The sequence below is a fragment of the Isoptericola sp. NPDC055063 genome, assembly GCF_053608125.1.
On record NZ_JBSGUW010000008.1, the window covers coordinates 141,162 to 157,544 of the forward strand.

The following is a 16,383-nucleotide window of genomic DNA, read 5'->3' on the forward strand; positions in this document are numbered from 1 at the left end:
ACTAGAATGGTGGGGCGCGCCTCGGCCCGCTCCCGCCGACCGGCGGACAGCGGGCAGGGGTCAGGCCGAGGAACCGGACAACGGAATGGAGAGCCACAGATGGCTGCGATGAAGCCGCGGACGGGCGACGGGCCGCTGGAGGTCACCAAGGAAGGACGCGGCATCGTCATGCGGGTCCCGCTCGAGGGTGGCGGCCGTCTGGTCGTGGAGCTGAACGCCACCGAGGCGACTGAGCTGGGCGAGGCGCTCCAGGCCGTCGTCTCCTGACGGCGAGGACGCGACAGACGCGGCGAGCGCGGGGCGGACGCCCCGCGCTCGTTTCTTTTGCCCTCCCTCGGAGCCGTCCTCCGTCGGCGTCTCGCGGGCGGTGCTCAGCGCCGCACGGCGAGCAGCAGCCCGTCGCCGGAGGGCGCGAGCGCCGAGAGCACCCGGTCGTCGGCGCGCAGGGAGCGGCCGACGTCGCGCACCACGGTGGTGACCTCGTCGCGGCGCGCCGGGTCGGGCACGCGGCCGCCGTGCAGGGCGCCGTCGACGGCGAGCACACCGCCCGGGCGCAGCAGCCGCAGCCCCGCCTCGACGTACTCCGGGTAGGCGTGCGGGTCGGCCCCGACGAGCACCAGGTCGTACGCACCGTCGGTGAGGCGCGGCAGCACGTCCGCGGGGCGGCCGGGGATGGTCCGCGTGCGGGCCGGGCGGATCCCGGCCTCGGCGAACGCCCGCTTCGCGGCCCGCTGGTGCTCGAGCTCCGCGTCGATCGTCGTGAGGACGCCGTCGGCGGGCATGCCGCGCAGCAGCCAGAGCGCGGCGACCCCCGTGCCCGTGCCGACCTCGACCACGGCCCGCGCGCCCAGCGACGCGGCCATCACCTGGAGGAGCGCGCCGGTGCCCGGGGAGGCGGCGTGGCAGCCCAGCTCCGCGGCGCGCTCGCGGGCACGCAGCAGCACCTCGTCCTCGGGGACGAAGGACTCGCTGTAGGCCCAGGCGGCGGTGCGTCCGCTGCGGGCGTCGACGTCGGTGCTGATGGCGGGTCCTCCACGGCGCGGTCGCCGGCGGGGCGGCCGGCGCGGGTGATGCTGCGGTGATCGTACGCGGGAACGTCGCGGCGTGCCCGGACGTTGCCGTGGGACGATGGTGATGATGACGACCGACCCCGCTCCCGTGCAGGACGTGCCCGAGGCCCCCGCCGAGGCGGGCTTCGGCGTGCCCGAGGACGCCGCCTGGACGCCCCCCACGTGGGACGAGATCGTGCGCGAGCACTCGGCGCGCGTCTACCGGCTCGCGTACCGGCTGAGCGGCAACCGGCAGGACGCCGAGGACCTGACCCAGGAGACGTTCCTGCGCGTCTTCCGCTCCCTGTCCAGCTACACGCCGGGGACGTTCGAGGGCTGGCTGCACCGCATCACGACCAACCTCTTCCTCGACCAGGTGCGGCGCAAGAAGCGCATCCGCATGGAGGCGATGGGAGACGACGCCGCCCGCGTGGCCGCGCCGGAGGACCACGGTCGCCCCGAGCGCGGCTTCGAGCACGCGAACCTGGACCACGACGTGCAGGCGGCCCTCGACGCGCTGCGCCCCGAGTACCGCGCCGCCGTCGTGCTGTGCGACATCGAGGGCCTCAGCTACGAGGAGATCGCGGTCACGCTGGGCATCAAGCTCGGCACGGTCCGCTCCCGCATCCACCGGGCCCGCGCGCAGCTCCGTGACGCGCTGGAGCACCGTCGCGCGGAGGTGACGGCGCGGGACGCGAGCGGCGGGGTGCCGTCGTGACGGGCTACGCCGGGGGCGGCCACCTCGGACCGTGGGTGAGCGACGTCGCCGACGGCCAGCTCGACGCCGCGTCGACGGAGCGGGCGCTGGTGCACGTCGCGGGCTGCGAGCGCTGCGCCGCGGAGCTCGACGCCGCCCGGGCGGCGCGCCGGGCCCTCGCCGGGGCCCGTGACGTGGCGCCCGACCCGGAGCTCACGGACCGCCTCCTCGCACTGTCGGCCTCGATCCCGTCGACGGCGGGGGACCCGTTGCGCGACCGGGGCGACGTCGTCGGCTGGGAGCGCCCCGCCGCGTGGGCCCCGACGCTCTCCGGGCAGCTCGGCGCGCGGCGCCGGCACCGCACGCGCCGCTTCGTCGCCGTCGGCGCGGGCGGGGTGGGCGTGCTCGGGGTGGCGCTCTTCGTGCTGGGCCAGGCCCCGGTGGTCAGCCCCGACCCGTCGCGGGCCGCGGCCCTCACCCTCCTGGCGGGCGCGGAGCCGGTCGGCGCCTCCGACGCGGCGGCCGCGCGCGCGAGCACCGCGGAGTCGATCGCGTGGCTGTCCGAGCACGGCTGGGCCGCCCCCGCGGCGCTGCCCGTCGGCTACGCGATCACCGCGCTGCGCACCGACGGCTGCACCGCGACCGACGGGTCGTCCACCGGGTCGGTGGAGCTGGACGTGTCCGGGCCGGACGGCAACGCCGTCGTGTGCCTGCGCCAGGGGCGGCTCGCGGACCTGGGGCCCGCCGTCGACGGCGCGGGCGTCGCCGGGTCGGGGGGCCTCGAGGTCCACGACCACGACGTGCGCGTGCTCTCCAGCGAGCCGTGGCACGTCGCCTGGCAGTCGGGCGACACGGCGCTCGACGTCGTCGCCGACCTTCCCGCGGACGCGCTCGCCGAGCTCGTCGCCGCGTTCCCGGGCACCACCGCGGGCGACGACGCCGGCGTGCTGCACGAGATCACCCGCGGCTGGACCACCATGACAGGAGCCCTCTGGCGCCGATGACCGCACCGTCCCGCCCTGACGACGACGACCTGTTCGCCCCGCCCGAGCCGCCGGCGCGCGCCCCGGAGCCCGAGCCGCCGGTCGTGCCGGTCGTCCGCGCGCTCCCCGCCTCGCCGTTCCCGCCGACGCTGTCCCCGACGCCGTCGGACGCGGCGCACGCCCCGGCCGCGGACCACGCCGGCGCCGCGGAGGACCACAGCGCCCCCGCCGCGGACCATGTCGCGCCGACGGGCCACGCCCCGGCTGGACCGGCGACGCGCCGACGCCGGCCGGGCACGGCCGCCGTCGTGGCCCTCGCCCTGGTGGCGGGCGCGGTGGGCGGCTTCGTCGGGGGGCGGGTCTCCGACGCGCTCGACGACGGGCGCCCCACCGACGCGGCGCTGCCGACCTCCGGCACGGGTGGCGCGGCGACGGGCGCCTCCGCCGGGGCGGCGCGGCCCGACGGCTCGGTCGCCGCGCTCGCCGCGCACGTGCTCCCGAGCGTCGTGTCGATCCAGGTGACGGGCGCGGACGGCGTGTCGACGGGCTCGGGGTTCGTGCTGCGCGAGGACGGCTACATCCTCACGAACAACCACGTCGTGGCCCCGGCGGACGGCAAGGGATCGGCCCGCGTGACGTTCTCGGACGGGCGGGAGCGCGACGCGAAGGTCGTGGGGCGCACCGCGGACTACGACCTCGCCGTCATCAAGGTGGACGAGGACGGGCTGGAGCCCCTCGTCCTCGGCGACTCGGACGAGGTGGTCGTCGGCGACCCGGTGCTCGCCGTGGGTGCGCCGCTGGGCCTGGACTCGACCGTCACGACAGGGATCGTCAGCGCGCTGCACCGGCCGGTGCAGGCGGGCGACGAGACCGGGGGAGCGACCGCCGCGTTCATCGACGCCATCCAGACCGACGCCGCGATCAACCCGGGGAACTCCGGGGGGCCGCTGATCGACGCCGACGGCGAGGTGGTGGGGATCAACTCCGCGATCGCGCAGCCGCCGGGTGCGCTGGCCGCCACGGGCAACATCGGCCTCGGCTTCGCGATCCCGTCGTCGCAGGCGCGCCACACGGCGGAGCAGCTCATCGAGTCCGGGCACGCCACCTACCCGGTGATCGGGGCCCTGCTCGACACGTCGTACTCGGGCGAGGGGGTCAAGGTCTCCGACGGCTCCCAGCAGGGGCAGGCGGCGGTGACCCCCGATGGCCCCGCCGACCGGGCCGGCATCCGGCCGGGCGACGTGATCCTCTCGGTCGACGGCAGGCCCGTGACCATGAGCGACGCGCTCATCGTGGCCATCCGCGCGCGCCAGCCCGGCGACGCGGTGACGCTGCGCGTGCGCACGAACGGGCAGGAGCGCGAGGTGCGCGTCGTGCTGCAGGAGAGGGAGTCCGAATGACGTCCGTGCCCAGTTTCCGTCGCGGCGTCCGCGCCGCCTCCCGCGGGCGCTAGGCTGCTCCCGTGTTCGACATCAACGGCGGTGAGTTCCTCATCATCGTGGTGCTCGCCGTCCTGCTGATCGGACCCGAGCGCCTCCCCGGGTACGCCTCCCAGCTCGCGTCGCTCGTGAAGCGCGGCCGGCGCATGCTCCGGGACGCCAAGGAGCGGGTGGACACCGAGCTCGGCCCCGAGTTCCAGGACGTGGACTGGTCCAAGCTCGACCCCCGCCAGTACGACCCGCGCCGCATCGTGCGCGAGGCGCTGGCGGACGACGACGACGACATCCCGGCGCGGGCGCCCGCGCCGGCTGCGACGGCCGCAGCGGCGGGCACCGCCGCAGCGGCGGGCACGGCCGGCGGGTCCGCGGGCGCCGCCGCCACGAGCACCTCGGAGCAGGCGGAGGTCACGGTGCCGGCCCCGTTCGACGACGAGGCCACGTAGCCGTCGCTCCGGCGGCCCTCCTCCTGGACCGGTTTTCGACGGGCCCGGGCGACCTGCCACAATGGACGCCATGCCCGACGTCGCCACCTCATCGTCCCCGCAGCGCGGAGCGTCCGCGCCGGGGCTGCCCCGCATCTTCTCCGGCATGCAGCCGACCGACGGGTCGTTGCACCTCGGGAACTACCTGGGCGCGCTGGCCCAGTGGGTGGCCCTCCAGGAGGGCCACGAGGCGTTGTACTGCGTCGTCGACCTGCACGCCCTGACGGTGAACCCGGACCCGGCGGCGCTGCGCGAGCGCACCCGCCGCACGGCCGCGCAGTACCTCGCGGGCGGCATCGACCCCGAACGGTCGATCCTGTTCGTGCAGTCGCACGTGGCCGAGCACGCGGAGCTGGCGTGGCTCCTGTCGTGCCAGACCGGTTTCGGCGAGGCCGGCCGGATGACGCAGTTCAAGGACAAGTCGGCCAAGCAGGGGTCCGAGGGCACCACCGTGGGCCTGTTCACGTACCCGGTGCTCATGGCCGCGGACATCCTCCTGTACGACACGGCGCTGGTGCCGGTCGGCGAGGACCAGCGCCAGCACCTCGAGCTCACCCGCGACCTCGCGGAGCGCCTGAACGCCCGCTTCGGCGAGGGCACCGCCGTCGTCCCCGAGGCGCACATCGTCAAGGCCGTGGCGAAGATCCAGGATCTGCAGGAGCCCACGGCCAAGATGAGCAAGTCGAACGCCGGCGGCAAGGGTGTCGTCTGGCTGCTGGAGGACCCGAAGAAGGCCGTCAAGGCGATCAAGTCCGCCGTCACGGACGCGGACGAGTCCTACGGCGTGCGCTACGACCCGGCCGCCAAGCCGGGCATCTCCAACCTGCTGACGATCTTCTCAGCCGTCACGGGGCGCGGCGTCGACGAGATCGCCGCCGAGTACGACGGCCGTGGCTACGGCTACCTCAAGGTGGACCTGGCCGACGCCGTCGTCGCCTTCCTCGAGCCGTTCCAGACGCGGGCCCAGACCTACCTCGCGGACCCGGCGCAGCTCGACAAGGTGCTGGCCGACGGCGCCGAGCGCGCGCGGGACATCGCGCGGCCGGTGCTCGACCGCGTCTACGACCGGTTCGGCCTGCTGCCGCGAGGCGCCCGGTGAACTTCCCTGACCGCGGGCCTGCCCAGGTGCGGATCGGCGTCGCCATCGCGGTGCCCGAGCCGTACGGCACGCAGCTCCAGGAGGCGCGCGCCCGGCTCGGCGACCCGCTGGCGAACTCCATCCCGCCGCACATCACGGTGATCGGCCCGACGGTGGTCGACGAGTCGCTGCTCGACGCCGTGGCGGAGCACCTGGAGAAGGTGGCGTCAGAGACGGCCCCGTTCCGCGTCCACCTGCGCGGGGCGGGCACGTTCCGCCCCGTCTCGCCGGTCGTGTTCGTGTCGCTCGCCGAGGGCATCGCGGAGTGCGAGCGGCTCGAGACCGCCGCGCGGTCGGGCGTGCTGGCCCAGGACCTGCGGTTCAACTACCACCCGCACGTCACCGTCGCGCACGAGGTCACCGAGGCCGACCTGGACCGCGCCTTCGTCGAGATGGCCGACTTCGACGGCGTCTTCGAGGTGGACCGCCTCTGGCAGTACGAGCACGGCGACGACGGTGTGTGGCGCCCGCAACGCTCGTTCCGGCTCGCGGGGGAGCACCCGGCTCCCTAGGGTCGCGGTTGTGAACGACCGACTCGTCCAGGCCAAGAGCCGGTCCGTCGTCGCGTACCAGTGGTTCAAGAGCCTCCGGCCCGTGCGGTCCTGGTACTGGTACGTCGACCGCCGCGGCGCCCTCCTGTGCGGCGGCATCGCCTACACGGCGATCTTCTCGCTCTTCGCCGCGCTGACCATCGGCTTCACCGTGTTCTCGCGGGTGCTGGACGGCCGGAAAGAGCTCCAGGAAGCCGTCTTCAGGCAGATCAACACGTGGCTGCCGGGACTCGTCGGCGAGGGTGACAAGTACGTCATCCAACCGTCGCAGCTGGTGCTGCCCAGTGTGATCACCTGGTACAGCGTGACGGCCACCGTGGTGTTCCTGTGGACGGCGATCGGGTTCATGCGGGCCCTGCGCATCTCCGTGCGGTCGATGTTCGACCAGCCGGTGGTGGGTGTCAGCCCCGTGCTGTCGAAGATCTGGGAGCTGCTGGGCTTCGTCATCCTCGGGGCGATGATCGTGGCCTCCGCCGCGGCGAGCATCCTGTCCCAGGCGGTGAGCCGGCGGGTCGAGGACCTGTTCGGCGGGTCGTTCGTCGTCGCCCAGGTCACGGCGCTGGGATCTGCCGCGGTCGGGGTGGCCCTCGACGCGCTGCTGGTCTACCTCATCGTGCGCGTCGTGGCCCGGGTGCGCCCGCGCCGCACGCGCGACTTCGTCCTCGGCTGCCTCGCGGCGGGCGTCGTGGCGGGAGTGCTGCGCTGGCTGGGCACGTCGGTCGTGGCCGCCGGCGCGGAGCGCAACGCCCTGCTCGCCGCGTTCGCCGGCCTCGTGACGGTCCTGGTGCTGGTGAACTTCGTCGCGCGGGTGCTGCTGCTGGTGTGCGCGTGGATCTACGACCCGCCCCGCCTGGACGAGATCGCGCGCGCGGAGGCGGAGGTCGCGGCGATGCGCGACGCGGCGGAGATCGAGCGCGTCGTCCGGCGCGGGCAGGGGTCCGGAAAGCCGTGGAGCCCCGTCGTACGCGGGGTACGACGGGGCTCCTACGCCATGCGGATGTCCAGCGTCCGCCGGGTGGGCCGGCGGGCGGGACGGGGCGTCAGAACGCGCGGGTGATCATCGCGCGCTTGACCTCCTGGATGGCCTTGGTGACCTCGATGCCGCGGGGGCAGGCCTCGGTGCAGTTGAAGGTCGTGCGGCAGCGCCACACGCCCTCCTTGTCGTTGAGGATCTCCAGGCGCTGGGTGGCGCCCTCGTCGCGGCTGTCGAAGATGAACCGGTGCGCGTTGACGATCGCGGCCGGGCCGAAGTACTGCCCGTCGGTCCAGAACACGGGGCACGACGACGTGCACGCGGCGCACAGGATGCACTTGGTGGTGTCGTCGAACCGCTCGCGGTCCTCGGCGGACTGCAGCCGCTCGCGGCTCGGCTCGTTCCCCGACGTGATGAGGAACGGCATGATCTCGCGGTAGGAGGCGAAGAACGGCTCCATGTCGACCACGAGGTCCTTGACCACGGGCAGGCCCTTGATGGGCTCCACGGTGATCGGCTTGTCCGGGTTGACGTCCTTGAGGAGCGTCTTGCAGGCGAGCCGGTTGCGGCCGTTGATCCGCATGGCGTCGGAGCCGCAGACCCCGTGAGCGCACGAACGGCGGAAGGTCAGCGACCCGTCCTGCTCCCACTTGATCTTGTGCAGCGCGTCGAGCACGCGGTCGGTGCCGTGCACCTGGACGACGAAGTCGTCCCAGGTCGACTCCTCGCCGTGCTCCGACTCGGGGTTGTACCGCCGGACGCGGAGCGTGACCTCGAAGCTGGGGACGGCGCCGGCCTTCGGCTCGGCCGACGGGGCAGCGGGGTTCTCGAGAACAGCAGTCATCAGTACTTCCGCTCCATGGGCTCGTACCGGGTCTGGATGACGGGCTTGGACCCCAGGACGACCTTGTAGTCCCCGAAGTCCTCGACGTGGTCGAAGTAGCCCGGGACGTGGCCGTCGCCGGCGTCGGGGGCCGACGTCGGGCGGCGGTACGCCATCGTGTGCAGCATGTAGTTCGCGTCGTCGCGGGCGGGGTAGTCCTCGCGGTAGTGCCCGCCGCGCGACTCCTTGCGGTTCAGGGCGGCGACGACGGTCACCTCGGCGATGTCCAGCAGGAAGCCGAGCTCGATCGCCTCGAGCAGGTCCGTGTTGAACAGCTTGCCCTTGTCCTGGACGGACACGTTCCGGTACCGCTTCTGCAGGTCGCGGATCGTGGCGAGCGCCTCGTTCAGCGAGTCGCCGGTGCGGAACACCTGGGCGTTCGCGTCCATGGTCTCCTGCAGCGCCTGGCGGACGTCGGCGACGCGCTCGCCCTCGGGGCGGTCGCGCATCTCGGCGAGCTGGGCCTCGACGCGGGCGGCCGGGGCCTCCGGCAGCTCCGCGTGCTGGGCGACCGTCTTGGCGTACGCGGCCGCGGAGCGGCCGGCGCGCTTGCCGAAGACGTTGATGTCGAGCAGCGAGTTGGTGCCCAGGCGGTTGGAGCCGTGCACGGACACGCACGCGACCTCGCCCGCGGCGTAGAGGCCCTTGACGACGTTGTGGCTGTCGCGGAGCACCTCGCCCAGGATGTTGGTCGGGACGCCGCCCATCGCGTAGTGCGCGGTGGGGTACACGGGCACGGGCTCGGTGTACGGCTCGATGCCGAGGTAGGTGCGCGCGAACTCGGTGATGTCCGGGAGCTTCGCGTCGATGTGCGCGGGCTCGAGGTGCGTCAGGTCGAGCAGGACGTAGTCCTTGTTCGGGCCGGCGCCGCGGCCCTCGCGCACCTCGTTGGCCATCGACCGGGCGACGATGTCGCGCGGCGCGAGGTCCTTGATGGTGGGGGCGTAGCGCTCCATGAAGCGTTCGCCGTCCGCATTGCGCAGGATGCCGCCCTCGCCGCGGGCCGCCTCCGACAGGAGGATGCCCAGGCCGGCCAGGCCTGTCGGGTGGAACTGGAAGAACTCCATGTCCTCCAGGGGCAGGCCGCGGCGGTACGCCAGCGCCATGCCGTCGCCCGTGAGGGTGTGGGCGTTGGAGGTGGTCTTGAAGATCTTGCCCGCGCCGCCGGTCGCGAAGATGATCGCCTTCGCCTGGAACACGTGGATCTCGCCGCTGGCCAGGTCGTAGGCGACGACGCCGGTCGCGTTGACCTCGGCCCCGTCTTCGATCTGCTCGGTGGTGAGGTCGTGGTCCGTCAGCAGGTCGAGGACGTAGAACTCGTTGAAGAACTCCACCTGCTGCTTCACGCAGTTCTGGTAGAGCGTCTGCAGGATCATGTGGCCGGTGCGGTCCGCGGCGTAGCAGGCGCGGCGCACCGCGGCCTGGCCGTGGTCGCGGGTGTGCCCGCCGAACCGGCGCTGGTCGATCCGGCCCTCGGGCGTGCGGTTGAAGGGCAGGCCCATCTTCTCCAGGTCGAGGACCGAGTCGATGGCCTCCTTCGCGAGGATCTCCGCCGCGTCCTGGTCGACCAGGTAGTCACCGCCCTTGACGGTGTCGAACGTGTGCCACTCCCAGTTGTCCTCCTCGACGTTCGCGAGGGCCGCGGCCATGCCGCCCTGGGCGGCGCCGGTGTGGGAGCGGGTGGGGTACAGCTTGGAGATGACGGCGGTGCGGGCCTCGCCGGAGGCCTCGAGCGCCGCGCGCATGCCGGCGCCGCCTGCGCCGACGATGACGACGTCGTACTGGTGTGTCTGCATCGGGGGAGCCAGTCCTTAGTTCGCGGAACAGATCGACGGCAGGAGGTTCGCCGGTGCGTCCGGCGGGCACGGGTTGAACGTGAAGATCACGAGGGTGCCGAGCACGACGACGATCACGAACGCCAGGTACAGCAGCCCCTTGAGCACCATGCGGGTGGTGTCGCGCTGGGCGTAGTCGTTGATGATCGTGCGCACGCCGTTGGTGCCGTGGATCATCGCGAGCCACAGCATCAGCAGGTCCCAGACCTGCCAGAACGGGGAGGACCACTTGCCGCCGACGAAGGCGAAGTCGATGGCGTGCACGCCGTCGCCCACCATGAGGTTGACGAACAGGTGCCCGAAGACGAGCACGAGCAGCACGACGCCCGACGCCCGCATGAACACCCAGCTGTACAGCTCGTAGTTGCCGCGGGTGGTCTTGCGGCGCGCGTACGGGGAGCGCGGTGCGGCGAGCGCGGACGGGGTCTGGGTCTGAGCCATCAGTGCCCACCTCCGAAGACGTTCATCAGGTGCCGCGGCAGGAAGCCGGCCATCGTCACGACGAACAGGCCGACGACGATCCAGAGCATGGCCTTCTGGTACTTCGGGCCCTTGGCCCAGAAGTCGACCAGGATCACGCGGATGCCGTTGAACGCGTGGAAGACGATCGCGGCCACCAGGCCGGCCTCCCCGAGTCCCATGATCGGCGTCTGGTACGTGCCGATGACGGCGTTGTATGCCTCGGGCGAGACCCGGACGAGCGCCGTGTCCAGGATGTGCACGAGGAGGAAGAAGAAGATGAGCACGCCGGTCACGCGATGCGCGACCCAGGACCACATGCCTTCACGGCCGCGGTAGAGCGTGCCAGCAGGTGCTGTAGGCACGGGGGGAGCCTCCGTTGGCGGATTCTGTGTGGATTCCGTTCACGGCCACTGTAGTGACATCCGGTCGCCTCCCGGCACACGAGGTCCGGCAAACCGGGACGGCTCGGGGCGTTTCGTGACCCATCCCACAGGGTTGACGTCGCGCGAGCCGTCGCCGTCAGCACGCGTCACTATGCTGCGGACATGACTTCCCGACCCGTCCCCGGGTTCTTCGCCGTGGTCCCGGCGGGGGGCGCGGGCACCCGCCTGTGGCCGCTGTCCAGGGCGGGCGCCCCCAAGTTCCTGCACGACCTCGCGGGCACCGGCCGCTCCCTGCTGCAGGGCACCGTCGACCGGCTCCGGCCCCTGACCGGTCCCGGTGGGGTGGTCCTCGTCACGGGGGAGCAGCACGTGGCCGCCGCGCGCGAGCAGCTCCCCGGGCTCGGCGACGACGACGTGCTCGCCGAGCCGTCGCCGCGCGACTCCATGGCTGCCATCGGCCTCGCCGCCGCCGTGCTCGAGCGGCGGCACGGGGACGTCGTCGTCGGCTCCTTCGCGGCGGACCAGGTCGTGTCCGGCGCGGCCGCCTTCGACGCCGCGGTGCGCGAGGCGGTCGAGGCCGCGCGCGCGGGCTACGTCACGACGATCGGGATCGCGGCCTCGCGCCCGTCCGTGGCCTTCGGCTACGTGCACAGCGGCGAGCCGCTGGGCGTCGAGGGCGCGCCGAGCGCCTTGCACGCGCGCGGCTTCACGGAGAAGCCGGACGCCGCGACCGCCCGCGAGTACGTGGCGTCGGGCGAGTACCGCTGGAACGCGGGCATCTTCGTGGCCCGCAGCTCTGTGCTCCTGGGGCACCTGGCGACCCACCGCCCCGCCCTGCACGACGGGCTGCGGCAGATCGCCGCCGCGTGGGACACACCGCGGCGCGCCGAGGTCGTGGCCCGGGTGTGGCCGGGGCTGGAGAAGATCGCGATCGACCACGCCGTCGCGGAGCCGGTGGCCGCGGAGGGCGGCGTCGCCGTCGTGCCCGGCACCTTCGGCTGGGACGACGTCGGGGACTTCAACTCGCTCGCCGCGCTCCTGCCGTCGGACGACGACGGGGGGTCCAAGGTGCTCGGCGACCCCGCCGACGTGGTGCGCGTGCAGTCCGCCGGATCCGTCGTCGTCCCGGGCGGCGACCGGGTGGTCGCGCTGCTCGGCATCGACGACGTCGTCGTCGTCGACACCCCGGACGCGCTGCTGGTCACGACCCGGGCCCGCGCCCAGCAGGTCAAGGACATGGTCGACGCGATGCGGACCCACGGCCGCGAGGACGTCCTGTGAGCGCCGGCACCGGCACCGGCGCGCGCCTCGACGAGGTCGTCGGCGCGCTGGAGGCGGAGCTGATCGCCGTGCGGCGCGACGTGCACGCCCACCCGGAGCTCGCCCGCCAGGAGGTGCGCACCACCGCGCTGGTGGCCGACCGGCTGCGTGCTGCCGGCCTCGAGCCCCGGCTGCTGGAGGGCTCGGGGCTGGTCTGCGACATCGGCCCGGGGCGCACGGCCGACGGCCGCGGCCGGGTGGCCCTGCGTGCCGACATCGACGCGCTGCCGCTCGAGGACTCCTGCGGGCTGCCGTTCCGTTCCGTCGTGCCGGGCGTCGCGCACGCCTGCGGTCACGACGTGCACACGGCGGTCGTGCTGGGCGCCGGGCTGGCCCTCGCGGCCCTGGCCGACGAGGGCCTGCTCGAGCGCGGCGTGCGGCTCGTGTTCCAGCCCGCGGAGGAGGTCACCCCCGGGGGCGCGCACGACGTCATCGGGCAGGGCGCGCTGGACGGCGTGGACCGCATCGCCGCGGTGCACTGCGAGCCCAAGCTCGACGTCGGGCAGGTCGGCACGCGCATCGGGCCGATCACGTCCGCGTCCGACACCGTGACGGTCACGCTGTCCTCGAGCGGCGGCCACACCTCGCGCCCGCACCTCACGGGCGACGTCGTGTACGCGCTGGGCCAGGTCATCACCCAGGTCCCCGCGGTGCTGGGCCGCCGGCTCGACCCGCGCTCGGGCGTGAACCTCACCTGGGGCGCCGTGCACGCGGGCAACGCGCACAACGCCATCCCCGCCACGGGCACCGTGGGAGGCACGCTGCGCTGCCTGGACGTGCGCGCCTGGGAGCGCGCGGGCCAGGTGCTCCACGACGCGGTCGAGCAGGTCGTGGCCCCCTACGAGGTGGACGTGACGGTGCGGCACGCGCGCGGCGTCCCGCCGGTCGACAACGACGCGGCGGTGACCGGGGCGCTGGAGGCCGCGGGGGCGGCGGTGCTCGGGCCCGACGGCGTGGTGCTCACGGAGCAGTCGCTCGGCGGCGAGGACTTCGCCTGGTACCTCACCAAGGCCCCCGGCGCGATGGCGCGGCTGGGCACCGCGACGCCGGGGGAGCGGCGCTACGACATCCACCGGGGCGACCTGGTGGTCGACGAGCGGTCGATCGCCGTCGGGGCCCGGCTGCTGGGACGTTTCGCGCTGCAGCCCTGACCCGCCGGAAAGTTGCCGGTGTGTTCCCGGGAGGTGCCGCGTCGATACCGCTTCGGTAACGACTCCTGCAGGTTCACCGCTTGCGGTTCTCGGCGCGGTCGCCGGTGGCTAGGCTCACCTCGGTGACGGGCCGGACGATCCTGGCCCGACGATCGATCGACAGGAGCGACAGGTGAAGAGAGCGATCCAGCTCACCGCCCTCGCCGGCGTCGCCGCGCTCGCGCTGGCGGCCTGTGCGGAGGCCCCCGAGGAGTCCGGCGGCGGTAGCAGCGCCGCGACCGCGGTGGAGGGCTTCAAGCCGTGCATCGTCTCGGACCAGGGTGGGTTCGACGACAAGAGCTTCAACCAGCTCAGCTTCGAGGGGGCGACCGCGGCGGCGGACGAGTTCGGCGTGAAGCTCACGTCCGTCCAGTCCCAGTCGGAGAGCGACTTCAAGCCGAACGTCGAGTCGCTCGTCGGTCAGAACTGCAGCCCGATCGTGTCGGTCGGCTTCGCGTTGTCGGCCGCGACGATCGAGTCGGCGAAGGCGAACCCCGAGACCGAGTACATCATCATCGACGACGCGGCGGACGCGGACTTCGACGGCAAGACGGACGCCGAGAACATCAAGCCGCTGCTGTACGACACGGCGCAGGCCGCGTTCCTCGCCGGCTACCTGTCCGCGGGCTACTCGCAGACGGGCAAGGTGGGCACCTTCGGCGGCCAGCCGTACCCGACCGTGACCATCTTCATGGACGGTTTCAAGCAGGGCGTCGAGTACTACAACGAGACCAAGGGCAAGAAGGTCGAGGTCGTGGGCTACTCGGGCGGCGAGGAGGGCTCGTTCACGGGCGGCTTCGAGGCCAACGAGACCGCGAAGACCACGGCGCAGAACATCATCGACCAGGGCGTCGACGTGCTCCTGCCGGTGGGCGGGCCGATCTACCAGTCCGCGATCGCCGCGATCCAGGACTCGGGCAAGGACATCGCGCTCATCGGCGCAGACGCGGACCTCTTCGAGTCCGACCCGTCGACGCAGGACTACGTGCTCACGTCGGTCCTCAAGGCGATGGACCTGTCCACCGAGGAGGCGGTCACGGCCGCCGGCAAGGGCGAGTTCGACGCGACGCCGTACATCGGCACCCTCGAGAACGAAGGCGTGGGCATCGCCCCGCTGCACAACTTCGAGGACAAGGTCGACCCGGCCCTCATGGACGAGGTCAAGGACCTGCAGCAGAAGATCATCGACGGCGACGTGACGGTCAAGTCGTACCTCTCCGGCCAGGAGTGACCGACCGCTCGACCTACCGATGACGCTCGTGCGCGGGCCCCGCGGAACACCCCGGGGCCCGCGCACGACGTATGCGGGGCGGCGGCGACGTCGCCCCGGTGAGAGGCTGACGACGGTACGTCGATCCCGGCCCCTGACGACCCCTCGACGGATCCCTCGACGGACGGAAGGCAGAGCATGAGGCTCGAGCTGCGAGGCATCACGAAGCGCTTCGGCGCGCTCGTGGCGAACGACCACATCGACCTGGTGGTGCAGCCGGGCGAGATCCACTGCTTGCTGGGCGAGAACGGCGCCGGCAAGTCCACCCTGATGAACGTGCTGTACGGCCTCTACCAGGCCGACGAGGGCGAGATCCTGCTGGACGACGAGGTCCAGGCGTTCGACGGCCCGGGCGACGCGATGGCCGCCGGCATCGGCATGGTGCACCAGCACTTCATGCTCGTCCCCGTGTTCACGGTGGCCGAGAACGTCATGCTCGGGCACGAGTCGACGCGGGCCGGCGGCGTGCTCGACCTGGACAGCGCGCGCAGCCGGGTCGAGGAGATCGCGGGCCGGTTCGGCTTCCACGTCGACCCCGACGCGGTCGTCGAGGACCTCCCCGTGGGCGTGCAGCAGCGGGTCGAGATCATCAAGGCGCTGTCGCGCGACGCGGACGTGCTGGTCTTCGACGAGCCGACCGCGGTGCTGACGCCGCAGGAGACCGACGAGCTGATGGCGATCATGCGCCAGCTGCGCGACGAGGGCGCCGCGATCGTCTTCATCACGCACAAGCTGCGCGAGGTGCGCGCCGTCGCCGACCGCATCACCGTGGTCCGCCACGGCAAGGTCGTCGGCGAGGCCAGCCCCACAGCGACCGACGGCGAGCTGGCGTCCCTCATGGTGGGCCGCGCCGTCGAGCTGACGGTGCGCAAGGACGCCCCGCGCCCGACCGAGCACGCGCTCGAGGTCACCGACCTGCGGGTCGAGGGCGCCGACGGCGTGGTGCTGGTGGACGACGTGAGCTTCACCGTCCGCGGCGGCGAGGTGCTCGTCGTGGCCGGCGTGCAGGGCAACGGGCAGACCGAGCTCACCGAGGCGCTCGTCGGCCTGCAGCCCGGGGTCACCGGAAGCGTGCGGCTGGACGGCACGGAGCTCGTGGGCCGGTCCGTGCGCCGCATCCTGGACGCGGGCGTGGGCTTCGTCCCCGAGGACCGCAACGAGGACGGCCTGGTGGGCGAGTTCACCATCGCCGAGAACCTTGTGCTCGACCGCACCGACGGACCGCCGTTCGTGCGCCGCGGCGCGCTGCAGCTCGCCCTCCGCGACGAGTTCGCCCGCGAGAAGGTCGCGGAGTTCGACGTGCGCACGCAGGGCATCGAGACCCGGGTGGGCCGCCTGTCGGGCGGTAACCAGCAGAAGGTCGTCCTGGCGCGCGAGCTCTCGCGCGAGCTGAGCCTGTTCGTGGCGGCGCAGCCGACCCGCGGCGTCGACGTCGGGTCGATCGAGTTCATCCACAAGCGGATCGTCGAGACGAGAGACACGGGCATCCCCGTGGTCGTGGTGTCCACCGAGCTCGACGAGGCCGTCGCCCTCGCCGACCGGATCATGGTCATGTACCGCGGGCGGGTGGTCGGCATCGTCCCCGCGACGACCCCGCGCGACGTGCTCGGCCTCATGATGGCCGGAATCGCGCCCGAGGACGCGTCGCCGACGGGTCCCGAGAACGAAGGAGACGCGGCGTGAGCGGCGAGTCGCCCCAGGACCGGGCCGACGGTCCGGCGAAGGACC

17 protein-coding genes are annotated in these 16,383 nt (G+C 73.0%); 12 read left to right on the forward strand and 5 right to left on the reverse strand.

The features are described from left to right. Positions 1 to 99 precede the first annotated feature (99 nt). Positions 100 to 267, forward strand: coding sequence for a DUF3117 domain-containing protein (locus tag ACWF41_RS11700; RefSeq protein ID WP_079573043.1), 168 nt, complete (start codon positions 100 to 102; stop codon positions 265 to 267). A 104-nt stretch (positions 268 to 371) separates the two neighbouring features. Here the strand turns inward: ACWF41_RS11700 and ACWF41_RS11705 are convergent, their stop codons facing one another. Then, entirely contained in the window at positions 372 to 944 is a 573-nt protein-coding gene (locus tag ACWF41_RS11705) for an O-methyltransferase (protein WP_380317922.1), read from the reverse strand. Positions 945 to 1,137: 193 nt separating this feature from the next. On the opposite strand from ACWF41_RS11705, the gene sigE reads away from it, so the two are divergent. The 7 genes from sigE to ACWF41_RS11740 all read left to right on the forward strand — a co-directional run bounded on the left by sigE (position 1,138) and on the right by ACWF41_RS11740 (position 7,396). Next, a complete protein-coding gene (gene sigE / locus ACWF41_RS11710) occupies positions 1,138 to 1,767 on the forward strand; it encodes an RNA polymerase sigma factor SigE (RefSeq protein WP_380317925.1) in 630 nt (209 codons plus the stop codon). Then, positions 1,764 to 2,750, forward strand: coding sequence for a zf-HC2 domain-containing protein (locus ACWF41_RS11715; protein ID WP_380317928.1), 987 nt, complete (start codon positions 1,764 to 1,766; stop codon positions 2,748 to 2,750). Before sigE ends, ACWF41_RS11715 begins: the two co-directional genes overlap by 4 nt. After that, positions 2,747 to 4,129 (forward strand): S1C family serine protease, encoded by a 1,383-nt coding sequence (locus ACWF41_RS11720; protein WP_380317931.1) that lies wholly within the window; start codon positions 2,747 to 2,749, stop codon positions 4,127 to 4,129. Before ACWF41_RS11715 ends, ACWF41_RS11720 begins: the two co-directional genes overlap by 4 nt. A gap of 62 nt (positions 4,130 to 4,191) precedes the next feature. Beyond that, complete coding sequence (locus ACWF41_RS11725; protein WP_380317934.1) at positions 4,192 to 4,611, forward strand: Sec-independent protein translocase family protein; 420 nt, start codon at positions 4,192 to 4,194, stop codon at positions 4,609 to 4,611. 70 nt (positions 4,612 to 4,681) lie between these two features. After that, a complete protein-coding gene (trpS, locus tag ACWF41_RS11730) occupies positions 4,682 to 5,749 on the forward strand; it encodes a tryptophan--tRNA ligase (RefSeq protein ID WP_380317937.1) in 1,068 nt (355 codons plus the stop codon). Further along, positions 5,746 to 6,300, forward strand: coding sequence for a 2'-5' RNA ligase family protein (locus ACWF41_RS11735; RefSeq protein WP_380317940.1), 555 nt, complete (start codon positions 5,746 to 5,748; stop codon positions 6,298 to 6,300). Before trpS ends, ACWF41_RS11735 begins: the two co-directional genes overlap by 4 nt. A 10-nt stretch (positions 6,301 to 6,310) precedes the next feature. Beyond that, positions 6,311 to 7,396, forward strand: a complete 1,086-nt coding sequence (locus ACWF41_RS11740; protein WP_380317943.1) for a YihY/virulence factor BrkB family protein — start codon at positions 6,311 to 6,313, stop codon at positions 7,394 to 7,396. Here ACWF41_RS11740 and ACWF41_RS11745 read toward each other — a convergent pair. Genes ACWF41_RS11745 through sdhC form a run of 4 tightly spaced genes read right to left on the reverse strand, consistent with a single transcriptional unit; the run spans position 7,380 to position 10,854 of the window. Further along, the gene (locus ACWF41_RS11745; protein WP_380317946.1) at positions 7,380 to 8,156 is read right to left on the reverse strand and encodes a succinate dehydrogenase iron-sulfur subunit; all 777 of its coding nucleotides are present in this window, start codon (positions 8,154 to 8,156) and stop codon (positions 7,380 to 7,382) included. The genes ACWF41_RS11740 and ACWF41_RS11745 overlap by 17 nt on opposite strands. Then, the gene (sdhA, locus tag ACWF41_RS11750) at positions 8,156 to 9,991 is read right to left on the reverse strand and encodes a succinate dehydrogenase flavoprotein subunit (RefSeq protein WP_380317949.1); all 1,836 of its coding nucleotides are present in this window, start codon (positions 9,989 to 9,991) and stop codon (positions 8,156 to 8,158) included. The genes ACWF41_RS11745 and sdhA overlap by 1 nt, the downstream gene beginning before the upstream one ends. A 15-nt stretch (positions 9,992 to 10,006) precedes the next feature. Further along, the gene (locus ACWF41_RS11755) at positions 10,007 to 10,471 is read right to left on the reverse strand and encodes a succinate dehydrogenase hydrophobic membrane anchor subunit (RefSeq protein WP_380317952.1); all 465 of its coding nucleotides are present in this window, start codon (positions 10,469 to 10,471) and stop codon (positions 10,007 to 10,009) included. Then, a complete protein-coding gene (gene sdhC, locus ACWF41_RS11760; RefSeq protein ID WP_380317955.1) occupies positions 10,471 to 10,854 on the reverse strand; it encodes a succinate dehydrogenase, cytochrome b556 subunit in 384 nt (127 codons plus the stop codon). The genes ACWF41_RS11755 and sdhC overlap by 1 nt, the downstream gene beginning before the upstream one ends. A 183-nt stretch (positions 10,855 to 11,037) precedes the next feature. On the opposite strand from sdhC, the gene ACWF41_RS11765 reads away from it, so the two are divergent. The 4 genes from ACWF41_RS11765 (at position 11,038) to ACWF41_RS11780 (ending at position 16,338) form a co-directional block, all read left to right on the forward strand. Continuing rightward, positions 11,038 to 12,156, forward strand: coding sequence for a mannose-1-phosphate guanylyltransferase (locus ACWF41_RS11765; protein WP_380317958.1), 1,119 nt, complete (start codon positions 11,038 to 11,040; stop codon positions 12,154 to 12,156). Next, entirely contained in the window at positions 12,153 to 13,346 is a 1,194-nt protein-coding gene (locus tag ACWF41_RS11770) for an amidohydrolase (RefSeq protein WP_380317961.1), read from the forward strand. The genes ACWF41_RS11765 and ACWF41_RS11770 overlap by 4 nt, the downstream gene beginning before the upstream one ends. 172 nt (positions 13,347 to 13,518) lie before the next feature. Continuing rightward, positions 13,519 to 14,616, forward strand: a complete 1,098-nt coding sequence (locus ACWF41_RS11775; RefSeq protein WP_380317964.1) for a BMP family lipoprotein — start codon at positions 13,519 to 13,521, stop codon at positions 14,614 to 14,616. Between the two features lie 177 nt (positions 14,617 to 14,793). Beyond that, positions 14,794 to 16,338, forward strand: a complete 1,545-nt coding sequence (locus ACWF41_RS11780; protein WP_380323866.1) for an ABC transporter ATP-binding protein — start codon at positions 14,794 to 14,796, stop codon at positions 16,336 to 16,338. The last annotated feature ends 45 nt before the right edge of the window (positions 16,339 to 16,383 follow it).

Excerpts from the sequence above, each read along its gene's own strand:
- ACWF41_RS11700 (WP_079573043.1), top strand. The coding sequence starts at position 100 with ATGGCTGCGATGAAGCCGCGGACGGGCGACGGGCCGCTGGAGGTCACC.
- sigE (WP_380317925.1), top strand. The coding sequence starts at position 1,138 with ATGACGACCGACCCCGCTCCCGTGCAGGACGTGCCCGAGGCCCCCGCC.
- ACWF41_RS11720 (WP_380317931.1), top strand. The coding sequence starts at position 2,747 with ATGACCGCACCGTCCCGCCCTGACGACGACGACCTGTTCGCCCCGCCC.
- trpS (WP_380317937.1), top strand. The coding sequence starts at position 4,682 with ATGCCCGACGTCGCCACCTCATCGTCCCCGCAGCGCGGAGCGTCCGCG.
- ACWF41_RS11745 (WP_380317946.1), bottom strand. The coding sequence starts at position 8,156 with ATGACTGCTGTTCTCGAGAACCCCGCTGCCCCGTCGGCCGAGCCGAAG.
- sdhA (WP_380317949.1), bottom strand. The coding sequence starts at position 9,991 with ATGCAGACACACCAGTACGACGTCGTCATCGTCGGCGCAGGCGGCGCC.
- ACWF41_RS11755 (WP_380317952.1), bottom strand. The coding sequence starts at position 10,471 with ATGGCTCAGACCCAGACCCCGTCCGCGCTCGCCGCACCGCGCTCCCCG.
- ACWF41_RS11765 (WP_380317958.1), top strand. The coding sequence starts at position 11,038 with ATGACTTCCCGACCCGTCCCCGGGTTCTTCGCCGTGGTCCCGGCGGGG.
- ACWF41_RS11780 (WP_380323866.1), top strand. The coding sequence starts at position 14,794 with ATGAGGCTCGAGCTGCGAGGCATCACGAAGCGCTTCGGCGCGCTCGTG.